Origin of the sequence: Micromonospora psammae, from assembly GCF_036902725.1 — a bacterium.
Taxonomy (GTDB): Bacteria; Actinomycetota; Actinomycetes; order Mycobacteriales; family Micromonosporaceae; genus Micromonospora.
In genome coordinates this window covers 237,523-259,370 of sequence record NZ_JBAKHM010000003.1, presented here as the reverse complement: position 1 = coordinate 259,370, position 21,848 = coordinate 237,523, and the positions used below count along the sequence as shown (strand labels likewise).

Sequence of the window (21,848 nt, the reverse complement as noted above, 5' to 3'; positions counted from 1 at the left end):
CCGACGGGCGTTGACCGAGGCCCACCTGATGCAGAAGGCGTTGACGGACGCCCCCACGCCCACCGGCCGGCCGGCCCGGCTCCGACCCGGTTGGCTGGCCGCGGGCGTCGGCGCGGTGCTGGTCGCGCTGGTCGCCGGGGTCTCCCTCGGGCCGGTCAGCCTCCCCCCGGGCAGCGTCGCCGTGGAGCTGCTCAACCTGCTGCCCGGGGTGCACCTGACCAGCGGGCTCACCGAGCGCGAGATCGCCATCGTCACCGAGCTGCGGCTGCCCCGGGTGGTGCTCGGCCTGCTGGTCGGCGCGCTGCTCGCGCTGGCCGGCGGGGCGTACCAGGGGGTGTTCCGCAACCCGCTGGCCGACCCGTACCTGCTCGGGGCGGCGGCCGGCGCCGGCCTCGCGGTCACCGCGGCGATCGCGCTCGGTATGGGGGCGGGAGGATTCGCCGGGCTGTCGGCCGTTCTGCCGCTGGCCGCGTTCGTCGGCTCGCTCGGCGCGGTGGTGATGACCTACCTGCTCGGGGTCGCCGGGGGGCGGGGACGCTCCCCGGCCACCCTGATCCTGGCCGGGGTGGCGGTGTCCGCGTTCCTCTCCGCCGGGCAGACCTACCTGCTGCAACGCCACTCCGAGAGCATCCAGCAGGTCTACTCCTGGCTGCTCGGCCGGCTCGGCACCGCCGGCTGGCACGACGTGCTGCTGGTCCTGCCGTACTTCCTGCTCACCGCCGTCGTGGTGCTGCTGCACCGGCGCGAGCTGGACGTGCTCTCCGTCGGCGACGACGAGGCCACCAGCCTCGGCCTGCACCCGCAGCGCTCGCGCTACCTGCTGATCGCCGCCGCCTCGCTCGGCACCGCCGCCGCGGTCTCCGCCTCCGGGCTGATCGGGTTCGTCGGCATCATCGTCCCGCACACCGTCCGGCTGCTGGCCGGGTCGAGCTACCGGGTGATCCTGCCGCTCTCCATGCTCTTCGGCGGGGCGTTCCTGGCGCTGACCGACGTGGTGGCCCGCACCGCCGCCGCCCCCGCCGAGATCCCGATCGGGGTGGTCACCGCGCTGCTCGGCGGCCCGTTCTTCGTCCTGGTGCTGCGCACCTCCCGCCGGGTGTTCGCATGACCGCCCCCGCGGTCGAGGTGCGCGACCTGCACGTGCGGCTGGACGGCGTGCCGATCCTGGCCGGGATCGACCTGGCCGTCGCCGCCGGGGAGTGGGTCACCGTGATCGGCCCGAACGGCGCGGGCAAGTCGACCCTGCTGCGCGCCGTCGGCGGCCTGCTCCCCGCGCCGCACGCCGTCTCCCTCTTCGGTACGCCGTACGAGTCGCTGCGCCGTCGCGACCGGGCCCGGGTGGTGGCCACGGTGGCGCAGTCCCCGGTGGTGCCGGCCGGCATGTCGGTGCTCGACTACGTCCTGCTCGGGCGCACCCCGTACATCCCGCCGCTGGGCCGGGAGTCGGCCGCCGACCTGGCCGCCGTGCACGACGTGCTGGACCGGCTGGACCTGGCCGGGTTCCACCGCCGGGAGCTGGCCACCCTCTCCGGTGGGGAGCGGCAGCGGGTCTTCCTGGCCCGGGCGCTCGCCCAGGGCGCCACCCTGCTGCTGCTCGACGAGCCGACCAGCGCGCTCGACATCGGCCACCAGCAGGAGGTGCTGGAGCTGGTCGACCAGCTGCGCCGGACGCACGGCCTCACCGTGCTCGCCACGATGCACGACCTCTCGATCGCCGGCGAGTACGCCGACCGGATGGTGCTGCTCGCCGAGGGGCGGGTGGTCGCCGCGGGCCCACCCCGCGACGTCCTGACCGAGGAGCTCCTGGCCACCCACTACCGTGCCCACGTCCGGATCATCCCCGGCGACCACGGCCCCCTGGTCGTCCCCATCCGCCCCACCGACCAAGGCGTCAGGGCGTGAGGGCGGTGATGGAGAAGAGGGCGCCGTGGGGGTCGCGCAGGGCGGCGGTCCGGCCCGTGGGGATGTCCCGGGGCGGTACGAGGATGGTGCCGCCGAGCTCCGCGGCGCGCGCGGCGGTGGCGTCGGCGTCCGCCACCGCGAAATAGACCGACCAGTACGCCGGCAGGTCCGCCGGATAGCCGTCGCCCAGCGGCGGCATCATGCCGGCCACGATCCGCGCCCCGCACCGCCAACCCGTGTACGTGATGTCGCCCATCGGCTGATCCTCCGGATGCCAGCCGAAGACCAGCTCGTAGAAGACCTTCGCGCCCTCCGGGTCCGGGGAGACCAACTCGTTCCAGGTCATCGCGCCGGGGACGTTGAACAGCTCGGCCCCGGCCATCGCCATCGGCTGCCAGACGCTGAACACGGCGCCGGCCGGGTCCGCCAAGACGGCCATCCGCCCCTGGTCGAAGACGTCGAACGGGGCGACCAGCACGGTCCCGCCCGCCGCCTCGACCCGGGTGGCGGCCAGGTCCGCGTCGTCCGTCGCCACGTACGTGGACCAGATCGGGACCTGGTCCGGCGTGGCGGGCGGGCCCGCGCCGGCCACGGACCGGCCGTCCTTGAGGAAGATGGTGTAGCCACCCGCCTCCGGTTGCGGGGAGACCTGCCCGGTCCAGCCGAACAGCTCCGGATAGAACCGCTTCGCGGCCTCCAGTTCCGGCGTGGCCAGGTCGGTCCAACAGGGTGTGCCCGGCACGGCGGTGCTCACGGTGGCCCCTCTCGACCGGGGCGGCTCCGGTGGCACGCCCTGCCCCGCATCGTGGCCGGTCCCGCAGCCCGCCGGGCCGGAACGGACGAAGGTCAGCCGAACCGGCGACCCCCGACGACCGCCCGTTCCGCCGCCCCCGCGTTGGCTCGGGGGCGGCGGGGCGCGGCGGCGATCGCCTACTGTGTAGCCTCGGCGACCGCTCCGCCCGGCGGAGGGTGCCGAGTGGACACAGGGGAGGTGCCGGTGACCGGTCCGGGCAGGAATCTCGATGTTCAAGCCGAAGCGCTGACCGCGTTCGCCGCCGCCTCCTGGGACCGGGCCGAACACTTCCGCGCGCTGCGCCGGGCGTTCCACGACGGGCAGGTGCCCCGGCACGCGTTCGGTGTCATGCCCGCGTCCTTCGGCCTCGCCACGGCGTACGAGGAGCAGTGTCGGGCCTGGTCCGGGTCACCGCGGCGGCGGACGGGAAGATCCTCTCCTCGGAGGTCAACGCGCGGGCGATGCGGCTCGACTCGTACACGCTGGCGGAGGAGTTCACCGCCGCCGCGAACCGGGCCCAGGAGGCCGCCGCCGCCCGGGTCCGCGAGCTGGTCGGCGAGGTGATCGGGGACGGCGCCGGCGGCGCGCACCGCCCCGGCGGCCACGACGGGTACTGAGCCGGTGGTCGACAAGCGTGAGCGGTACGCGGAAGGCGTCACCCGGCTGCTGCCGGCGGGTGAGCGGCTGCGGGTGGTCGCGGAGGCCAACGTCGGGTTGGGGCTGACCCCGCAGGACCCGCCGCAGCCGGACCGGCCCGAGCCCGGCGGTGGCGGGCCGGGCCTCCTCGGCGGCCTGCTCAACCTGCTCTCCCCCAACATCACTCTCGGCCGCGCGGACGCCTTCGCCCAGTGGCTCTTCTTCGGCGTCGGCGGCCGGGGAGCGCCCGGCACGGAGGCGTCCCTGCTCCACCACGCCCTCGTGACCGGGGTGAAGGGCCCGGGCCTGCGGCGAGCCGTACTGGCGGTCACCGATCAGCGGCTGCTGCTCGGGGCCACCGCCCGGACGGGCCTGACCTCCAGCCTGGCGGAGGACGAGCGGGCCATGGCCGACATCGAGCTGCTCCGCGCGGTGCCGCGCAGCGCGGTCGCCCGAGCCCGGGTCGGGTGGTACCGGCTCAACCCGAAACGGCTGCGGATCGACTTCACCGACGGGTCGTGGCTGGCCCTGACCGTGCCGCTCGCCGAGCCGGGTCGGCCGCTGCGTGAGGTCGCGTCGGCCCTGTCAGGCTGAACCGCCGGCCAGCGGGTCGGGCAGCGGCGCGGTGTGCAGCACCGACAGCCGGGACACCGCCCGGGTCAGCACCACGTAGAGGCGGTGCAGCCCGCGCGGCTCGGCGGCCACGATCGCGGCCGGCTCGACGACCACGACGTGGTCGTACTCCAGGCCCTTGACCAGCGTCGCGGGGACCACGGTGACCCGCGCCGCGGTCTCGACGTCGTCGGCGGTCGCGGTGTCGACGCCGGCGGCGGCCAGCGCCGCGCGGAGCCGGTCGACCGCGTCGTCGGCGGCGATCACCCCGACCGAGCCGTCGTGCGCGAGCGCCGCCCGCACCTCGGCCACGGTCGCCCCGTCCAGGTCGGTCACGGTACGCACGTCCAGCGCGCCGTCGCGGCGCAGCGACTCCGCCGGGGGTACGTCGACGGCGAGCGCCGGCAGCAGCCGGTTGGCGAACGCGACCACCGCGGCGGGCACCCGGAACCCGACGCTCAACGGCACCACCACCGCGTCCGGCTTGCCCAGGTGCGCCAGGGACTCCCGCCAGTCGGTGGCGGCCCACGGGGCGGTGCCCTGGGCCAGGTCGCCGAGGAGGGTGATCGAGCCGTGTTCGCTGCGCCGGGCGATGGCCCGGCACTGCATCGGGGAGAGGTCCTGCGCCTCGTCGACCACGACGTGGCCGAAGCCGCCGGGCCGCTCGATCAGCCCGGCCACCTCGTCGATCAGCACGGCGTCCGCGGCGGTCCACCTCGTCGCCTTGGGGGTACGCCCCAGCTTCGTGCCCGTCGCCGCCCGGTCACCGCTCCGCCGGGCCGGCGTCGTGTCGTCGGTGCCGGCCCGGTCAGGGCCCGCCGGTCCGCCGGGTGCCGCAGCGCCGAGCAGCAACGCCTGCTCCTCGGGGCTGAGCAGGCCGTCGGCCGCCGCGGCGAGGGTGTCCGGTTCGCCGAGCAGCCGGTGCAGCAGCCCTTCCGGGGTGAGTGCCGGCCAGACCGCGTCGAGGAAGGCGGTGACCGGCTTGGCCTTGCCCATCCGGCGCAGCCAGGCGTCGCTCGGCGACTCGGCCCGGCGCGACTCGGACTGGCGTTGCAGCAGCCCCACCACGCGTGCCCGGACACGTTCCCGGCCCGTCGCGTACGGCAGGCCCTCACGGCGGGTCTCCTCGACCACCCGGTGCAGTGGGTCGAGGCCGATCCGCCACCGGAACGAGCCGTCCGAGATCATGATCGGCTCGGTCGGCGCCGCGATGTGCCCGTCGACCGCCCGGCGCAGCACCTCGGCCATCCGGGCGTCGTGCTTGAGGGTGGCGACGGCGGGGTCCTCGACCGCGCGTACCGGCACCCGGGTGACCAGGTCCTCGACGGTGGCCTGCGCGACCTCGACCTCGCCGAGCGCCGGCAGCACCGCCGCGATGTACGACAGGAACGCGCGGTTCGGCCCGACGATCAGCACACCCGCCCGGCGCAGCCGCTCCCGGTGCAGGTAGAGCAGGTACGCGGCCCGGTGCAGCCCGACGGCGGTCTTGCCGGTGCCCGGCGCGCCCTGCACGCAGATCGAGTCGGCCAGGTCGGCCCGGACCAGTTCGTCCTGCTCGGGTTGGATGGTGGCGACGATGTCCCGCATCGGCCCGACGCGGGGCCGTTCGATCTCGGCGGTGAGGATGCGGCTGGCCGTGCCCAGCTCCTCACCCCGGTCCAGGCGTTCGTCCTCGAAGCTGGTCAGCGCGCCGCCGTTGAACCCGAACCGCCGCCGCACCGCGACGCCCTGAGGGTCGCGGGCGCTGGCCCGGTAGAACGAGCGGGAGACCGGCGCCCGCCAGTCCAGCACCAGCGGCTCGCCCTGCTCGTCGGTGACGTGCCGCCGGCCGACGTGGTAGCACCGGTCGGCGTGGTCGGCGTCCTGCGACCCGAAGTCGAGCCGGCCGAAGAAGAGCGGGGTGGTGGGATCGTCGGCCAGTTCGACGACCCGGCGGGCCATGTGCCGCCCGAGCTGCTCGGCGGTGTACGCGTCACCGGCGACCTTGTCGCCGGTCGCGAAGAGCGCCTCGGCGCGTTCCCGCATCCGCCGCAGCGCGGCACGCGAAGCGGCCAGGTGCGCCCGCTCCCCGGCGAGCTCCCCGTCGAGCACCCGCCCGGCGCCCTCCCCGGCGGGCGCGGTGCCGCCGGCGGCTGTGGTGTCGGCGGTGGCTGTGGTGTCGGCGGTGGCTGTGGTGTCGGCGGTGGCTGTGCCGGCGGTGGGGGCGGGGTCGACGGCGGCGGGCGCTGCGTCCATGGCGGGTGCGGTGCCGGTGGTGGGGGCGGCGGCAGGGGTCATCCGAGGCGGCCTTTCGGTGGCGTTCGTATGATCGGTTGGCCCTGGGCCGCCCGGCGCTCCGTCAGACGCGGTGCCGGCTGTGCCCGGTGAGAAGGCGCGGATCCCGCGCGGCGCTCCACGTTACGCCCCGCTGACGCCGCCGGCCACGCATTTGCGCCCCCGGCGCCGGTGCCGTGCCGTGCCGTTGCCATCCCGGCCTGCCCCCTCATGCGCCGCTGCTGTAGGCAGCCCGCCCCGCCCCGCCCCGACGCACTGCTGCTGGAGCGTTTGAGGCTGCGTTCGGAGGCGCCGCTGCCGCGCGCATCCCCACCCGTCCCCCGACGCACAGCTTCCGAGCGCATCCCGACCCGCGCCCTGCACTGGCGGGCATATGCCTTGCCCGTTGCTTTAGAGCTGATGTCGCAAACGATTCACCGCGCCCCGGTCGGGCCTACCCTGCCGGGTCCGGCTCCCCTCGGGTCCGGCTTGCCTCGGGTCCGGCTTGCCCCGGGTCGCCTCCGGTCCGGCTCGGCCCGGTTCGGGGTGACATCGGTCGTGAAGATCGTGCTGCTTCCTGGAAGTAGTGGCCTCCTCGTCGCGCTGACGCCACTACTTCCATGAAGCAGCACGATCTTGGAGACGCGTGGGTGACTGACACCCCAGCGCCCCGGCAAGGTGTGAGTCGTTGGCGTCATCAGCTCTAAAGTGCGAAGTGAGGGGTCCTGTCACCTAGCCGATTCTGAGGCGGTGCGAGGCGGGGCGGTGCGAGGGGAGCGATCCGCAGGTGATGCGGGCGCTGGCCCATCCGGCCCGAATCGCGATCATGGAGCATCTGAGCACCCGGGAGGGCGGCGCCACCGCGTGCGCCGAGATCGTCGGGCTGTCGCCGAGTGCGACCAGCTACCACCTGCGGGCGTCGGTGAAGTTCGGCCTGGTCGAGCAGGCACCCAGCCGGGGCGGACGCGCGGGAGCGTTTGTGGCGCACGTTCCGCCAGAGCTGGATGGCCGACGCGGGGCGCGGTGCGGGGTCGGAGGCGCCCGCGGCCGAGCAGGCGCTGGAGGAGGCGGCTCCGTTCGGGACACCGCGTGGCCGGCCTGCCGGTGGTGCTGGCGTTCGTCCCGGTTGTGGCGCGGGCGGTTCGCCGCGCCGGTGCGGCCCGCCCGACGGCGGACGCGGAGGTCCACGGCGGCGCCGCGCCGAAGGGCGTCCCCGAGGGCCGGGCGCCCCCGGCCCACCCGCTGCCCGACCCGGCGGCGCCCGGTCCGCCACGGCGGCCGCTGCGGAGTTGGCCACTCCCGCGCCGGCCCGCTGAGCCCGGACTGGCCCACGGGGATACCGTCAGGTCATGGCTGAGCGCGTCGAACGCCCCCGGGTCGGGCACATCCAGTTCCTGAACTGTCTGCCGATCTACTGGGGGCTGATGCGTTCCGGCGCGCTGATCGACGTCGACCTGCACAAGGACTCGCCGGACCGGCTCAGCGCCGCCCTGGTCGCCGGCGACCTGGACATCGGGCCGATCTCACACGTCGAGTACCTGCGGCACGCCGACGAGCTGCTGCTCCTGCCGGACCTGGCGGTGGGCAGCGACGGGCCGGTGCTCTCGGTCAACGTGGTCTCCACCAAGCCGCTGGGCGAGCTGGACGGCGGCCGGGTCGCCCTCGGCTCGACCTCGCGGACCGGTGTGCTCCTCGCGCAACTGCTCCTCGGCGAGCGGTACGGGGTCCGCCCCGAATACTTCCGCTGCCCGCCGGACCTGACCCAGATGCTGCTGGAGGCCGACGCCGGGGTGCTCATCGGGGACGTGGCGCTGCGCGCGCTCTACGAGGCGCCCCGCCGCGGGCTGGAGGTCACCGACCTCGGGCAGGCCTGGCGGGAGTGGACCGACCTGCCGATGGTCTTCGCCGTCTGGGCGGTACGCCGTGACTTCGCGGCCGCCCACCCGGGCATGGTCAAGGAAGTGCACGAGGCGTTCCTGCGCTCCCGCGATTTGTGCCTGGCCGAGCTGGACCAGGTGGCGGAGTCGGCCGCCCGCTGGGAGCCGTTCGACGCGGACACCCTCGCCACCTACTTCCGCGCCCTCGACTTCTCCCTCGGTGAGCGGCAGGTCGCCGGCCTGCGGGAGTTCGCCCGGCGGGCCGCGGCGATCGGCGAGGCCCCGCCGCTCCCCGCCGGCGGCCCGGAGTTCTTCACCGGCTGAGCCCGGTCGGGCCGCCCATCGAGCCCGGTCGAACCCAGCTCGGCCGGGCTCAGAGGTCGTCGCGGAGCACCGCCTCGGTGATCTTCTGGCAGTTCTTCATGCCGTACTCGACGCCCAGGCCGATCGGGTAGCGGACCATCACGCCCATCGTCCAGTTGTCGCCGATGGCCAGGCAGTTGATGTGGAACTCCTGCTCCCGGGTCCGGTCCACCCAGCCGTTCTTGATCGCGATGTCCTTCCGCTCGGCGGCCGGGAACGCCTTGCGGATGCCGAAGTCGCCGGCGCCGCGGACCTGCCGCATCTCGCCGAGCAGCCACTTGGTCCACTTCGGTCCGGCCGCGCGACCGTCGGCGATGCAGGCGCCGAGCCGGGCGGTGTCGCGGGGGGAGAGGTTGGTCCGGCTCCAGCCGCCGTCGGCGGCCGGGCTGCTGTCGGTGGTCTTGCAGAGGGAGACCATCCGCTTGATCGAGGCGGACCGGCCGAGGGAGTTGTAGAACTGTTCGGCCCGGATGTTGTCGCTGTCCCGGATGATCCGGGTGGCGTCGGCGAGCTTGGCGTCGCTCGGCGTCTGGCCGGCGTCGTCCGCGCGGCGGAGGTAGTCGGCGACGATCCAGGATTTGATCAGCGACGCGGTGGTGCTGGTCTCGGCCATGTTCTCGGAGCCGATGATCTCGCCGGTCCGGGTGTCCAGGACGCTCCAGGCGTACCAGCCCTTGAGGTCGAGGTCGACCTGCTTCTGCTCGAACGGCAGCGGCTCCAGCGACGGCGACGGGCTGGGCCGGGGCCGGTCGCTGCGGTCGCCGGGCTCACCCGTGGACCGTTTCGGCCCGGCCGGCTCCCCCCACTGCGAGGCGGCGGCGGACTCCAGCGGCGAGCCGGGCAGCAGCCGCAGCGACACCAGCACCAGTCCGATCAGGATCGCGGCGACGGCGCCCAGCTTGAGCATCTGGTTGTCCCGCCGGTCGCCCCGGCGGTCGCCCGCCATCAGAGCTTCCCGGCCGGCTGCTGCGGCACCTTGAGCGCCGCGCCCGGCTGCGGCGCGACCAGCTGGGTGGCGACGCCGGCGCAGACCTTCGCGCCGTACGGCAGGCGGCTGCTGGCGGGGTAGCGCAGCATCACCGCGAGGCTCCACTTGTCGGTGACGGCGAGGCAGCTGACGTGCCAGTTGCCGTCGTAGCCGAGCAGCGTCCAGCCGTTCTTCATGCTCACCGGGCCCTGCGCCTTGATCTCGGCGGGGAGGCCGTCGACGATGCCCCACTTGCCGCCGCCGGACCTGGCCTGCTGCTGGCTCACGCTCCCCCGGACCTTGCTCATCTCGTCGAGCACCCATCCGGTCCACTTCCGGCCGGCCGCCCTGCCGTCGGCGATGCAGTCGCCGAGCCGGGCCGCGTCCCGGGGGGACATCCGGGTGAAGCTCCACCAGCCCTCGTACGGGCGAACGTTGCCGCGCCTGGTGTCGGTGAGGCCGCAGATGCTGATCGCCCGCTTGACCACCGGACCGGGCTGGCCGCCCGCGGGCACCTTGTAGGAGCCACCCGCCGCCGCGTAGACCTTGTTGGCCGCGTCGTCGTTGCTGTCCCGGATGGCCAGGCTGGCGGCCTTCTTCAGCGCCGCAGGCGGCTCCTTGTCGCCGAGCTGGCGCAGGTAGTCGGCGACGATCCAGGCCTTGAGCATCGACTCGGTCGAGCTGGTCGAGGCCATGTTCTTCGACCCCGAGACCGTGCCGGTCTTCCGGTCCAGCAGAGCCCAGCCGAAGAACTCGCCCTTGAAGTCAACCGACACCGGGGCGGCGGTCAGGGTGGGCGGCGGGGGTGCGGTCGGTGCCGGGACGGGGACCTGTTCGGCCGCGCCGCCACCGATGCCGCCGAGGCCCGCGCCGTCGCCGGCGAGCCGCGCGTACGCGGTGGGCACCAGCAGGCCGGCGCCGAGCAGGACCGCCAGGACGGCGAGCACCATGATCACGCGAGATCGCATGAGTGGGTGAGCTCCAGATGTCAGGGCCGGGGGGACCGGCTGTTATCCGATTGGGTCGCCTGACCGCCGAGGCCGGGGGACTGGCCTCTGCTTCGCGGTGATCGTCGGCAGCCGATCGGTGTGACCGGGAAAGTCTACGTCCGGTCCGGCGACGCGCCAGAACCCGACGCTCGCCAACTTGCCGCGAACCCGGGACTAAGGGCCGCTATGCCTCCCTTGGGGGGATTCATCTTTCTTTGGTGAGGCAAGTCACAGCCGCATCGGTGGCCTGGTGGTGACCCAGCGCGGCCGGCCGGTGACGTAGGGGCGCTCGCAAATCCTGTTACACCCTCTGGTGTCACGAGAGGCGAGCTGTAACACTTGGGCCATGTATGGCAACGACTTCGCCGCCGAGGGGGACGCTCCCGGCGGTGGCCTGCTCGATCAGGTCGAGGCGGCCGAGGCGGCGCTGCGCGAGGCGGCCGCCCGGGGCCGGCGCGAGGCGCCCGACCCCGGCGCGGACCTGGCGGCCTACTTCGCCGACGTGATCGACGCCGACCAGAAGATCGAGCCGCGCGACTGGATGCCGGAGGCGTACCGCAGGACGCTGATCCGGCAGATCGCCCAGCACGCGCACTCCGAGATCATCGGCATGCAGCCCGAGGGGAACTGGATCAGCCGGGCCCCCTCGCTCAAGCGCAAGGCGATCCTGCTGGCCAAGGTGCAGGACGAGGCCGGCCACGGGCTCTACCTCTACGCCGCCGCCGAGACCCTGGGCGTCAGCCGGGACGAGCTGGTCCAGCTCCTGCTCGACGGCCGGCAGAAGTACAGCTCGATCTTCAACTACCCGACGCTGACCTGGGCCGACGTCGGCGCGATCGGTTGGCTGGTGGACGGCGCGGCGATCGTCAACCAGGTCCCGCTCTGCCGCTGCTCGTACGGGCCGTACGCGCGGGCGATGATCCGGGTCTGCAAGGAGGAGTCGTTCCACCAGCGGCAGGGCTACGAGATCCTGCACACCCTCGCCCACGGCACCCCCGCCCAGAAGGCGATGGCCCAGGACGCCGTGGACCGCTGGTGGTACCCGTCGCTGGCGATGTTCGGCCCGCCGGACGGCGACTCCACCCACTCCGCCCAGTCGATGGCCTGGAAGATCAAGCGCTTCTCCAACGACGAACTGCGCCAGCGCTTCGTGGACATGTGCGTGCAGCAGGCCGAGATCCTCGGCCTCACCCTGCCCGACCCCGACCTGCGCTGGAACGACGAGCGGCAGGCGCACGACTACACCCAGCCCGACTACGACGAGCTGATGCAGGTGATCAAGGGCAACGGCCCGTGCAACCGGCAGCGGATGGAACACCGGCGGCGCGCGCACACCGAGGGCGCCTGGGTACGCGAGGCCGCCGCGGCGTACGCCGCCAAGCGGGTGGAGCAGCAGAAGGAGAGGGTCGCGGCATGACCGGCCAGGAGCACTCGCCGCTGTGGGAGGTCTTCGTCCGGGCCCGGCGCGGCCTGTCGCACACCCACGTCGGCAGCCTGCACGCCCCTGACGCCGAGCTGGCCCTGCGCCACGCCCGGGACCTCTACACCCGCCGCCAGGAGGGGGTCTCCATCTGGGTGGTGCCGGCGGGCGCGATCACCGCGTCCAGCCCGGACGAGAAGGACGCCTTCTTCGACCCGGCCGCCGACAAGGTCTACCGCCACCCCACCTTCTACGAGGTGCCGGACGGGGTGGCGCACCTGTGAACGACCTCTTCGAGTTCAGCCTCCGGCTCGGCGACGACGCGCTCGTCGCGGCGCAGCGGCTCGGCGAGTGGGCCACCCGCGCGCCGGAGATGGAGGAGGACATCGCGCTGGCCAACATCGCGCTCGACCAGCTCGGCGCGGCCCGCCTGCTGCTGTCGTACGCGGGGGAGGTGGAGGGCGCCGGCCGGGACGAGGACGCGCTGGCGTACCTGCGTGACGACCGGGAGTTCCGCAACTGCCTGCTGGTCGAGCTGCCCAACGGCGACTTCGCGGTGACCATGGCGAAGCTGCTCTTCCTCTCGGCGTACCAGCGGTCGCACTACGACCGGCTGGTCGCCTCCAGCGACGAGCGGATCGCCGCGATCGCGGCGAAGGCCCGCAAGGAGTCCGCCTACCACCTCGACCACTCCTCGCTCTGGGTGCGTCGGCTCGGTGACGGGACCGAGGAGTCGCACCGCCGGATGCAGGACGCGGTGGACGCGGTCTGGCCGTACGCGTACGAGCTCTTCGCCACGGACGGGCTGATCGACCGGCTGGTCGAGCGCGGCGTGGCCCCGGCCCCGGCGACCCTGCGGGACGAGTGGCTCAGCATCGTCACCGCCGTGCTCGACGAGGCCACCCTGACCCGGCCCGACCTTTCCTGGGCGCCGACCGGGGGGCGGGACGGGGTGCACACCGAGCACCTGTCGTACCTGCTGGCGGAGATGCAGGTGCTGCACCGCGCCCATCCCGGGGCGAAGTGGTGAGCGCGAGGAGTGCAGCGGAGCGGAGCCCCGCAGTCGCGAACGGAAGGCGACTCCGGTGACCGACCCCAGGGCGGCCGTGGCGGCGGTGGTGGACCCGGAGATCCGGGTGATCACCATCGACGAGCTCGGCATCCTGCGGGCGGTCGACCAGGATCCGGCCACCGGCCGGGTGGTCGTCACCATCACCCCCACCTACACCGGCTGCCCGGCGATGGACGTGATCCGCGCCGACATCCGCCGCGCGCTGACCGCCGCCGGCCACCCCGACGCCGAGGTCCGCACGGTCTACCGCCCGGCCTGGAGCACCGACTGGATCTCCGACCGGGGGCGGGAGAAGCTGGCCGCCGCCGGCATCGCCCCGCCCGCGCCCGTCCGCGCCGGCGGCGTCGTCCCGCTGACCCTCGCGGTCCGCTGCCCGCGCTGCGGCTCCCCGGAGACCGAACAGATCAGCCGCTTCGGCTCCACCGCCTGCAAGGCGCTCTGGCGTTGCCGCTCCTGCTCCGAACCCTTCGACCACCTGAAGGCGCTGTGACTGTCACCATCACCCGCCCGGTCCGCCGTCGGCCGGCCTTCCACCCGCTGACCGTCGCCGCCGTCGACCGGCTCACCGACGACGCCGTGGCGGTCACCTTCGCCGTGCCCGAGGAGCTGCGGGAGACCTTTGCGTTCTCCGCCGGCCAGCACCTCACGGTACGTCGTCCCGGCGGAGCCGGGCCCACCGGCTCTGCCGGTGCGGACGGGACGGACGTGCGGCGGTCGTACTCCATCTGCTCGACCCCGGACGAGCTGGCCCGGCACGGCCGGCTGCGGATCGGGGTGCGGGAGATTCCCGGCGGCGCGTTCTCCGCGTTCGCCTGTGGCGCGCTGCGCGGCGGCGACACCGTCGAGGTGCTGCCTCCGCTCGGGCACTTCACCACGGCGTTCGCGCCGGACCGGGTCCGCCACTACGGCGCGGTGGTCGCCGGTTCCGGCGTCACCCCGGTGCTCGCGCTGGTCGCGACCGCCCTGGCCGTCGAGCCGGCCAGCACCTTCACCCTGGTGTACGGCAACCGCACGGCCAACACGGTGATGTTCGCCGAGGAGCTGGCCGACCTGAAGGACCGCTACCCGACCCGGCTGCACCTGGTGCACGTGCTCTCCCGGGAGCAGGGCGAGTCGCCGCTGCTGTCCGGGCGGATCGACGCCGACCGGCTGGCCCGGCTGCTGGAGACCATCGTGCCGGGCGACACGATCGAGGAGTGGTTCCTCTGCGGCCCGTACGGGATGGTGGTGGACGCCAAGGCGCTGCTGACCGGGCGGGGCCTGCCCGAGTCGGCGGTGCACACCGAGCTGTTCCACGTCGATGCGCCGCCGGAGCCGGTGCGCCGCCCGGGTGACGAACCCGGCGCCGGCGCCGAGGTGACGATCGTGCTGGACGGTCGCTCGTCGCGCTTCACCATGGGCCGGGACGAGCGGGTGCTGGACGCCGCGCTGAAGGTCCGGGGCGAGCTGCCGTACGCCTGCAAGGGCGGGGTCTGTTCGACCTGCAAGGCGAAGGTGGTCTCCGGCGAGGTGACGATGGCCCGCAACTACGCCCTGGAGCCGGACGAGCTCGCCCGGGGCTACGTCCTCACCTGCCAGTCCAGCCCGGTGACCGACACCCTCACGGTCGACTACGACGCCTGACCGGCACCCGGCCGGACCGACGTCGGTCCCGCCGGCGCGTCACATCGCGGAGCACCCCGAACGGGCCCGGGGCCGCACCGGCGTACCCTCGGAGGCGTGACGGTGAGCCGGGAGATCGACGACATCCTGCAGCGCGGCGCGGACGGCGGGCGGATCACGCCCGAGGAGGCCCTGCTGCTCTACACCGAGGCGCCCTTCCACGCGCTGGGCGAGGCGGCCGACGCGGTGCGGCGGCGGCGCTACCCGGACAACATCGTCACCTACCTGATCGACCGCAACATCAACTACACGAACGTCTGCGTGACGGCGTGCAAGTTCTGCGCGTTCTACCGGGCCCCCAAGCACAAGGAGGGCTGGACCCACCCGACCGAGGAGATCCTGCGCCGCTGCGGCGAGGCGGTCGAGCTGGGCGCCACCCAGGTGATGCTCCAGGGGGGCCACCACCCGGACTACGGCGTGGAGTACTACGAGGAGCTCTTCTCCTCGGTCAAGAAGGCCTACCCGCAGCTCGCGATCCACTCGATCGGCCCGAGCGAGATCCTGCACATGGCGAAGGTCTCCGGGGTGAGCCTGGACGAGGCCATCTCGCGGATCAAGGCAGCTGGGCTGGACTCCATCGCCGGCGCCGGCGCGGAGATGCTGCCCGAGCGGCCGCGCCGGGCGATCGCGCCGCTGAAGGAGTCGGGTGAGCGCTGGCTGGAGGTCATGGAGCTGGCCCACCGGCAGGGCGTCGAGTCGACCGCGACCATGATGATGGGCACCGGCGAGACGCACGCGGAGCGGATCGAGCACCTGCGGATGATCCGCGACGTGCAGGACCGCACCGGCGGCTTCCGGGCGTTCATCCCGTGGACGTACCAGCCGGAGAACAACCACCTCAAGGGGCGGACCCAGGCCACCACGCTGGAGTACCTGCGCCTGGTCGCGGTCGCCCGGCTCTTCTTCGAGACCGTGCCGCACCTGCAGGCGTCCTGGCTGACCACCGGCAAGGACGTCGGCCAGCTCGCGCTGCACATGGGCGTGGACGACCTGGGCTCGATCATGCTGGAGGAGAACGTCATCTCCTCGGCCGGTGCCCGGCACCGCTCCAACCTGCACGAGCTGATCGGGATGATCCGCTCGGCGGACCGGATCCCCGCGCAGCGGGACACCCTCTACCGCCGGCTCGCGGTGCACCACACCCCGGCGGACGACCCGACCGACGAGCGGGTGGTCTCGCACTTCTCCTCGATCGCCATGCCCGGCGGTGGCGCGGGCCGGCAACTGCCCCTGGTCGACGCCCGCTGAGGCGGGCGCGCAAGCGCGGAACGTGGGGTGGGACGGGCGACCGTCCCACCCCACGCCGTTTCCCGGCCGGAGATCGGCGGTGAGCCACCGTACGTGACGGCGGCCGTTCGCCCGGTGACCGGCCGGATCGTCGGGTGCGCATCGACCGGGTCGGTATTCGTCTCGGCCGTTCGGAGGAGCGGCGCGACATTCCGCCCCCACAATGCCCGTCAATTCGGGCGATCCTTAAGTGACACTTAGGTGCGCAGGTCGGAAACGCGGGTGGAGGGGGTGGCGAAGGTGATCGTGGGCCGCTAACGTGCGGCCGGCGTACCTTCCACACTTCCTCGGGGGAACCTTCTGATGATCTTCCGTAACCGACCGCTGGCGCGGCTCGGCGCTGCCGCGCTGCTCGCCTCCGGCGCGTTCACCGCCCTCGGCACCCCGGCCCACGCCGCGGAGACCTCCACCGACCTGGCGCTCGACGTGGTCGGCACCCGGGTCGCCGCCGGCACCCCGGGCAAGCTGGCCTTCGCCAAGATCACCAACACCGGCAAGAACACCCCGAGCGAGCTGGCCGTTCGGATCGACGTCTCCAAGGTGGACTTCACCAAGGTCAGGGTCGTGCCGTTCACGGACGGCTGCGAGCTGGAGGGCACCGAGGAGAAGCCGACGGCGTTCACCTGCTACGCCACCGAGAAGGGCCTGCCGGGGGCCGGCGAGACCACCGACCTGCCGCTGGTGGTGTTCAAGTTCGACGATGAAAACACCTACAAGGCGCCGCTCTCCTTCAAGCTGATCTCCAAGGACGACACCAACCCGGAGAACAACGCGAAGTCCGCCACCCTGGAGTTCTCCGAGCAGAGCGGGCCGGACCTGAACGTGCTCGCCGAGGACGTCAAGCAGGCTGTCAAGATCGTCGATGGCAACCCGTCCTACTCCGGTGACCTGCACCCGGGAGGCCGGTCGGCGCTGACCTACTTCGTCGCCAACCAGGGTGACGTCGCGTCCGCCGGCCTGAAGATCTCGGTCAAGCTGCCCAAGGGCGTGACCCCGGCCGAGACCGAGCAGGGCTGCGAGTACTCGGCGGACAAGCTCACCTTCACCTGCACCTACGAGGACTTCCGCCTCATCCCGGCGATCCAGGACGACAGCAACGACGACAAGCTCTACTCGGCGTACGGCTTCTACCACCTGTTCGACGTGGCGAAGGACGTGAAGCCGGGCGCCCTGAAGGGTGGCATGGTCAGCGTCGAGCCGATCGGCGACCTGCCGACCGCCGCCGAGGCGCGCAAGCCCGTCGCGCTGCCGGCCAACGTCGAGGGCCTCCAGGCCGCCGACGTGGACACCAGCGACAACAGCGACGGCTACGCCGTCATCGTGGCCAAGAAGACCGACGGCGGTGGCGGTGGCGGCGGTCTGCCGGTCACCGGCCCGCAGGCCGGTCTGATCGGTGGCGTCGGCATCGCCGCGGCCGCCGCGGGTGGCGCGCTCTTCCTGATGGCGCGTCGTCGCCGGGTCGTCCTGGTGACCCCGGGCGACGAGAAGCCCACCGCCTGACGATGTCCTCCATCGGCCCATGAGGGCCGTTCACATAACGCACCGCACCGAGGGCGGGATGGGCGACCATCCCGCCCTCGGCGTTCCTCCCCGGGTCCGCCCGCCGAATGGTGGGCCGTTACCGCCCCGCCGGCAGTCCTGGTGACCTTTTGGTGGACGGTCACCTCGCAGCGGCCGTGACATGAGCGTCCAACCCGGGCAATCCGCAACCCTCCCGCAGGGATGCCGCCCGGCCCGGTTCCGCGCGGGGTGGCAGCGGCCATCGACGGCCGCTAACCTGCGGCGGCGTACTTTCCGATCTTCCGCCGGGGGCAGCTACTCATGATCTTTTGTAATCGACCGCTGGCGCGGCTGGGTGCCGCCGCGCTGCTGGCTTCCGGTGTGTTCGCCGGGCTGGGCGCCCCGGCGTACGCCGAGGCCGTCGAGACCGACCTCTCGCTCGACGTCGTCGGCACCAAGGTCGCCGCGGACGCCCAGGGCAAGGTCGCCTTCGCCCGGATCACCAACCGTGGCGAGCACGCCCCGAGCAAGGTCACCGTGACCATCGACGTGTCGAAGGTGGACTTCGACGAGGTCGCCGTGCTGCCGATCGAGGAGGACTGTGACCTCGAGGGCGAGCTGAAGCCGACGCGCTGGACCTGCGTACTGCCGCCGGAGGCGCTGCCCGGCCCGGGCGTGACCGTGGACGTCCCGGTCGTACTCTTCAAGGCGCCCGACCTCGAAGGCCGCTACGCCGCCCCGGTGACCCTCACGATCGTCGCGCCGGAGGATGTCAACACCAACAACGACTCCAGGGCGGCGACCGTCGAGTTCAGCGAGGAGCACGGCCCGGACCTGGTCACCCAGGCCGACGACGTGACCCGCGGCTTCAAGGTCACCGAGGACGAGGCGATCCCGCTCGAGGACCTCCGCGCCGGCGACCAGGCCGAACTGCACTACCTGGTGGCCAACCAGGGCGACCAGATCGCGCTCGGCCTCAAGAGCACCATCAAGCTGCCCGAGGGTGTCACCTTCGGCGCCAAGTACGAGCACTGCGACTACGACGCCGCGATGCGCTCGGTCAGCTGCGTCTGGGAAGACGTCCTGCTGTACGCGGTGCAGGACGACCGCGACGATCGGGATGACCGGTACTCCGTCATCGACGTCCACTTCCCGATCAAGGTGGGCAAGGACGTCAAGCCGGGCACCCTGACCGGCGGCGTCGTCACGACCGCCGCGATCGCCACCGAACACACCACCCCGTACACGGCGAAGGCCGGCCTGCCCTCGTTCATCAAGGGTCTGCCCGCCAATGCGACCGACGTCGATGCCAGTGACAACACCGACCCCTATGCCGTGATCGTGGCAGAGGGCAACCGGGGCGGCTCCGGCGGTGGCGGTGGCGGCGGCGGTCTGCCGGTGACCGGTCCGCAGGCCGGCCTGGTCGGTGGCGTCGGTGCCGCGGTGCTGGCCGCCGGTGGCGCGATGTTCGTGCTGGCGCGGCGGCGGCGGGTGGTCCTGGTGACCCCCGGCGACGAGAAGCCGACCGCCTGACCGGCGGGTCTGGATCGACCGGCCGTGACGAGGCCGGTGGACGCGGGGTGGGACGGGCGGCCGTCCCACCCCGCGCCGCGTCCCGGCTCCGTCCCGCCGCGACCGACCGGAAGTCGTGCCCGCGGCGGCCGGAACGGCATTCATGGCGGCCGTTCGGGCGGCGGTCGGCGGGTGAGATCCGGTGCAAGGCCGGTGATCCGGACAATCGCCTGGTAGCGGCCGGGGCACAGCTCGGAAACGATCGGCGCGCAGGGATGGCGCGGCCCGGCCGGCGATGGCTAACGTGCGGCCGGCACCTGCTCTCGCCGGGAATTCCGGCGGCGGGAAGCGGGCAGCCCGGGGGCACGTCCTCCATCGGTCCATGAGGGCCGTTCACATAACGCACCGCACCGAGGGCGGGATGGGTGACCATCCCGCCCTCGGTGTTCATCCGTTCGGACGCCGACGCCCGGCATCCGTCGTCGACGCTGGCGCACGGCCGTCGATCTCCGATACCTTCCGCTCGGTTCGCAACGACCATCCACCTTCCCTAACCCCCGGGGGATCGATGATTCCGTTCCACCGCTCGGCCCTGGCCCGTGCCGGTGCCGTGGCCCTGCTCGCCGCCGGCGGCCTGGCCACCGTGGCCGCTCCGGCGCACGCCGCCGACCAGGCCGACCTCCAGCTCGTCCCGCTCAGCTACGAGCTGGCCAAGGGCGTCAAGGAGGCCAGGGCCAAGCCGTTCAAGTTCCAGATCGACAACACCCGCGGCGCCGTCGCCGCCAAGGACGTCCGGGTGACCGTGGAGACCAAGGGCCTCAAGGACCGCAAGGTCGGCGTGGTGGTGCCGGACGGGTGCGAGGCCGACGGCACCGTCTTCACCTGCCAGTTCGGTGACGTGCCGGGCGGCACCACCGAGGACTTCGGCATCCCGCTCTTCTCCACCGGCGGTCGCGGCGACGCGGGCACCCTCGTCGTCACCATCACCTCCGCCACCCCCGACCCGAATTCCGACGACAACACCGTCGAGCACGAGATCACCGTCGCCAAGCCCGGCTACGACCTGACCAGCTGGGTGCAGGACGTGTACGCGGACGTCGCCGTCGACGGCGACGAGGCCGGCGAGTCGGACCTCAAGGGCGTCAAGCCGGGCGAGAGCGCCCCGCTGGACTGGGCCATCTACAACGACGGCAGCCGCCGGGCCACCGGCGTGGCGTACGGGATCACGCTGCCGGCCGGCGTCACCTTCGTGGAGGTGCCGGAGGGCTGCGTCGAACAGGAGCTGGGCGGGCTCGCCCAGGCGTACTGCGAGGACTCGGGCGCGGTGCTGCGGCCCGGCCAGTTCTACACCTCGGAGGTGCGGGTGAAGGTCGGCGCGGAGGTCACCACGCCGCTGCTCCGCCCGGGCTTCCTCTTCGCCGCCGGTCTCGACGCCGCCGAGGGTGAGCCGGAGGAGGCCCCCCGGGTCGCCACCGGCACCCAGCGGCGGACCTTCACCGAGACCGACGAGGTCGACAACACCGCGCAGTTCGACGTCTTCGTCGCCCTGACGACCGACCCGACGCCGACTCCGACGGCCACCCCGACCGGGCAGCCCACCCCGACCGGCCAGCCGACCGCGACCCCGTCCAACGGCGGTGGTGGTGGCGGCGACGGCGGGCTTCCGGTCACCGGTGTCCAGGTCGGCCTGATCGGCGGCATCGGCGCCGCCATCCTGCTCGCGGGCGGGGCGCTGCTGGTGCTCTCCCGCCGGCGCAAGGTCGTCCTGGTGGCCCCGACCGACGAGAAGTCCGGGGACTGACCGGTACGGACGCACGACGGGCGGGGTGGGCGACCACCCCGCCCGTTTCGCGTCCGCGCGACAGCGGGCCGGTGCCGGCCGGTCGGGAGCCGGCTGGCAGAGTGGAGGGGTGAGCCGTACCCCGCAGGGCCAGCGCGCCAACCTGGACAAGCAGCCGCACGAGGTCGCCGCGATGTTCGACGGCGTGGCCGCCCGCTACGACCTGACGAACACCGTTCTCTCCTTCGGCCAGGACCGGTTCTGGCGGCGGGCGACCCGGACCGCGCTCGACCTGCGCCCCGGCGACCGGGTGCTGGACGTGGGCGCGGGCACCGGCGTCTCGACCGAGGAGCTGGCCCACTCCGGGGCGTACGCGGTCGGCGCGGACCTGTCGCTGGGGATGCTGCACGCCGGCAAGCGCAGCCGACCGGCGGTGCCGCTGCTGGCCGGGGACGCGCTGCGGCTGCCCTTCGCCGACGGCGCCTTCGACGCGGTGACGATCTCCTTCGCGCTGCGCAACGTCAACGACACCGACGCCGCCCTGCGTGAGCTGGCCCGGGTCACCCGGCCCGGCGGCCGGCTGGTGGTCTGCGAGTTCAGCACCCCGGTGAATCCGGCCTTCCGCACCGTCTACCTGTCGTACCTGATGCGGTCGCTGCCGGCCGTGGCGCGGACGGTGTCCAGCAACCCCGACGCCTACGTCTACCTGGCCGAGTCGATCCGGGCCTGGCCGGACCAGGCGGCGCTGGCCGCGCGGATCGGTGCGGCCGGTTGGTCTCGGGTGGCGTGGCGCAACCTGAGCGGTGGGGTGGTCGCCCTGCACCGCGCGACCCGCGACTGAGCCCCCGGGCTGCCGGTGACCGGCAGCACTGCTCTTTTGTGAATGTCCGCAATTAGTCTACTTTGCCCCGTAGGCTCGGTCCCATGAAGGGACCAGACCGGGCGGACGCCACCCTCGACGACGACGCGGCCGAACTCATCGCGCAGCTCCGGGAGCTGGCCGGCGCGGACCCCGCCGACGTCCGACAGGTGGTCGCCGAGGTGCTGGCCGCCCTGGACCGCGCCGCCGGTGGGGCGCTGCGCGAGCACCTGCCGGAGGCGATCCGGGTCGATGCCGGCCTGGACGCCGGTGGCCCGGTCCGCCGCTGACGCCGAAGTGGACGCCGACCGGCGTGTTTCCGGCGAGTTAGGTACCCCTCAGCGCCCCCGGGTGTAACGCCGGT

At 73.2% G+C, this 21,848-nt stretch carries 21 protein-coding genes; 17 read left to right on the top strand and 4 right to left on the bottom strand.

Annotation, left to right across the window (positions count from 1 at the left end; translation table 11 throughout):
• Positions 1–28 precede the first annotated feature (28 nt).
• Both V6U79_RS07360 and V6U79_RS07355 read left to right on the top strand, forming a co-directional pair.
• On the top strand, positions 29–1,108 hold the full coding sequence (locus V6U79_RS07360) for a FecCD family ABC transporter permease (RefSeq protein WP_334614164.1): 1,080 nt from the start codon (positions 29–31) through the stop codon (positions 1,106–1,108).
• On the top strand, positions 1,105–1,902 hold the full coding sequence (locus V6U79_RS07355) for an ABC transporter ATP-binding protein (RefSeq protein ID WP_334614016.1): 798 nt from the start codon (positions 1,105–1,107) through the stop codon (positions 1,900–1,902). The genes V6U79_RS07360 and V6U79_RS07355 overlap by 4 nt, the downstream gene beginning before the upstream one ends.
• Here V6U79_RS07355 and V6U79_RS07350 read toward each other — a convergent pair.
• Positions 1,892–2,656: a VOC family protein gene (locus tag V6U79_RS07350; RefSeq protein ID WP_334531027.1), complete on the bottom strand. Its 765-nt coding sequence runs from the start codon at positions 2,654–2,656 to the stop codon at positions 1,892–1,894. The genes V6U79_RS07355 and V6U79_RS07350 overlap by 11 nt on opposite strands.
• 428 nt (positions 2,657–3,084) lie before the next feature.
• Between V6U79_RS07350 and V6U79_RS07345 the strand changes: the two genes are divergently transcribed.
• Both V6U79_RS07345 and V6U79_RS07340 read left to right on the top strand, forming a co-directional pair.
• The gene (locus V6U79_RS07345; protein WP_334531030.1) at positions 3,085–3,312 is read left to right on the top strand and encodes a YbaB/EbfC family nucleoid-associated protein; all 228 of its coding nucleotides are present in this window, start codon (positions 3,085–3,087) and stop codon (positions 3,310–3,312) included.
• 4 nt (positions 3,313–3,316) lie between these two features.
• Complete coding sequence (locus V6U79_RS07340) at positions 3,317–3,925, top strand: hypothetical protein (protein WP_334614015.1); 609 nt, start codon at positions 3,317–3,319, stop codon at positions 3,923–3,925.
• Here the strand turns inward: V6U79_RS07340 and V6U79_RS07335 are convergent.
• A complete protein-coding gene (locus V6U79_RS07335) occupies positions 3,917–6,220 on the bottom strand; it encodes a HelD family protein (protein WP_334614014.1) in 2,304 nt (767 codons plus the stop codon). The genes V6U79_RS07340 and V6U79_RS07335 overlap by 9 nt on opposite strands.
• Before the next feature lie 766 nt (positions 6,221–6,986).
• Between V6U79_RS07335 and V6U79_RS29765 the strand changes: the two genes are divergently transcribed.
• Complete coding sequence (locus V6U79_RS29765) at positions 6,987–7,553, top strand: ArsR family transcriptional regulator (protein WP_442933752.1); 567 nt, start codon at positions 6,987–6,989, stop codon at positions 7,551–7,553.
• A complete protein-coding gene (locus V6U79_RS07325; RefSeq protein WP_334614013.1) occupies positions 7,546–8,397 on the top strand; it encodes a menaquinone biosynthetic enzyme MqnA/MqnD family protein in 852 nt (283 codons plus the stop codon). Before V6U79_RS29765 ends, V6U79_RS07325 begins: the two co-directional genes overlap by 8 nt.
• A 49-nt stretch (positions 8,398–8,446) precedes the next feature.
• On the opposite strand, the gene V6U79_RS07320 is transcribed toward V6U79_RS07325, so the two are convergent.
• Entirely contained in the window at positions 8,447–9,382 is a 936-nt protein-coding gene (locus V6U79_RS07320) for a serine hydrolase (RefSeq protein ID WP_334614012.1), read from the bottom strand.
• Positions 9,382–10,371 carry a hypothetical protein gene (locus V6U79_RS07315; protein WP_334614011.1) on the bottom strand — a complete coding sequence of 330 codons (990 nt, stop codon included), beginning with the start codon at positions 10,369–10,371 and terminating at the stop codon, positions 9,382–9,384. The genes V6U79_RS07320 and V6U79_RS07315 overlap by 1 nt, the downstream gene beginning before the upstream one ends.
• Positions 10,372–10,738: 367 nt before the next feature.
• On the opposite strand from V6U79_RS07315, the gene paaA reads away from it, so the two are divergent.
• The 11 genes from paaA to V6U79_RS07260 all read left to right on the top strand — a co-directional run bounded on the left by paaA (position 10,739) and on the right by V6U79_RS07260 (position 21,774).
• Positions 10,739–11,809: a 1,2-phenylacetyl-CoA epoxidase subunit PaaA gene (gene paaA / locus V6U79_RS07310; protein WP_334531049.1), complete on the top strand. Its 1,071-nt coding sequence runs from the start codon at positions 10,739–10,741 to the stop codon at positions 11,807–11,809.
• Entirely contained in the window at positions 11,806–12,096 is a 291-nt protein-coding gene (gene paaB, locus V6U79_RS07305) for a 1,2-phenylacetyl-CoA epoxidase subunit PaaB (RefSeq protein WP_334531052.1), read from the top strand. Before paaA ends, paaB begins: the two co-directional genes overlap by 4 nt.
• Positions 12,093–12,842, top strand: coding sequence for a 1,2-phenylacetyl-CoA epoxidase subunit PaaC (paaC, locus tag V6U79_RS07300; protein ID WP_334531055.1), 750 nt, complete (start codon positions 12,093–12,095; stop codon positions 12,840–12,842). Before paaB ends, paaC begins: the two co-directional genes overlap by 4 nt.
• A 55-nt stretch (positions 12,843–12,897) precedes the next feature.
• A complete protein-coding gene (paaD, locus tag V6U79_RS07295; protein WP_334531058.1) occupies positions 12,898–13,374 on the top strand; it encodes a 1,2-phenylacetyl-CoA epoxidase subunit PaaD in 477 nt (158 codons plus the stop codon).
• The gene (paaE, locus tag V6U79_RS07290) at positions 13,371–14,507 is read left to right on the top strand and encodes a 1,2-phenylacetyl-CoA epoxidase subunit PaaE (protein WP_334531061.1); all 1,137 of its coding nucleotides are present in this window, start codon (positions 13,371–13,373) and stop codon (positions 14,505–14,507) included. The genes paaD and paaE overlap by 4 nt, the downstream gene beginning before the upstream one ends.
• Positions 14,508–14,603: 96 nt before the next feature.
• A complete protein-coding gene (gene mqnC / locus V6U79_RS07285) occupies positions 14,604–15,794 on the top strand; it encodes a cyclic dehypoxanthinyl futalosine synthase (protein WP_334614010.1) in 1,191 nt (396 codons plus the stop codon).
• Positions 15,795–16,136: 342 nt separating this feature from the next.
• Positions 16,137–17,333 (top strand): cell wall anchor protein, encoded by a 1,197-nt coding sequence (locus V6U79_RS07280; protein ID WP_334614008.1) that lies wholly within the window; start codon positions 16,137–16,139, stop codon positions 17,331–17,333.
• A gap of 321 nt (positions 17,334–17,654) precedes the next feature.
• On the top strand, positions 17,655–18,866 hold the full coding sequence (locus V6U79_RS07275; RefSeq protein WP_334614007.1) for a hypothetical protein: 1,212 nt from the start codon (positions 17,655–17,657) through the stop codon (positions 18,864–18,866).
• A 547-nt stretch (positions 18,867–19,413) separates the two neighbouring features.
• Positions 19,414–20,646: a cell wall anchor protein gene (locus V6U79_RS07270; protein WP_334614006.1), complete on the top strand. Its 1,233-nt coding sequence runs from the start codon at positions 19,414–19,416 to the stop codon at positions 20,644–20,646.
• 109 nt (positions 20,647–20,755) lie between these two features.
• Complete coding sequence (locus V6U79_RS07265) at positions 20,756–21,466, top strand: demethylmenaquinone methyltransferase (RefSeq protein ID WP_334531073.1); 711 nt, start codon at positions 20,756–20,758, stop codon at positions 21,464–21,466.
• Between the two features lie 83 nt (positions 21,467–21,549).
• Positions 21,550–21,774: a hypothetical protein gene (locus tag V6U79_RS07260; RefSeq protein WP_334531076.1), complete on the top strand. Its 225-nt coding sequence runs from the start codon at positions 21,550–21,552 to the stop codon at positions 21,772–21,774.
• Positions 21,775–21,848: the final 74 nt, after the last annotated feature.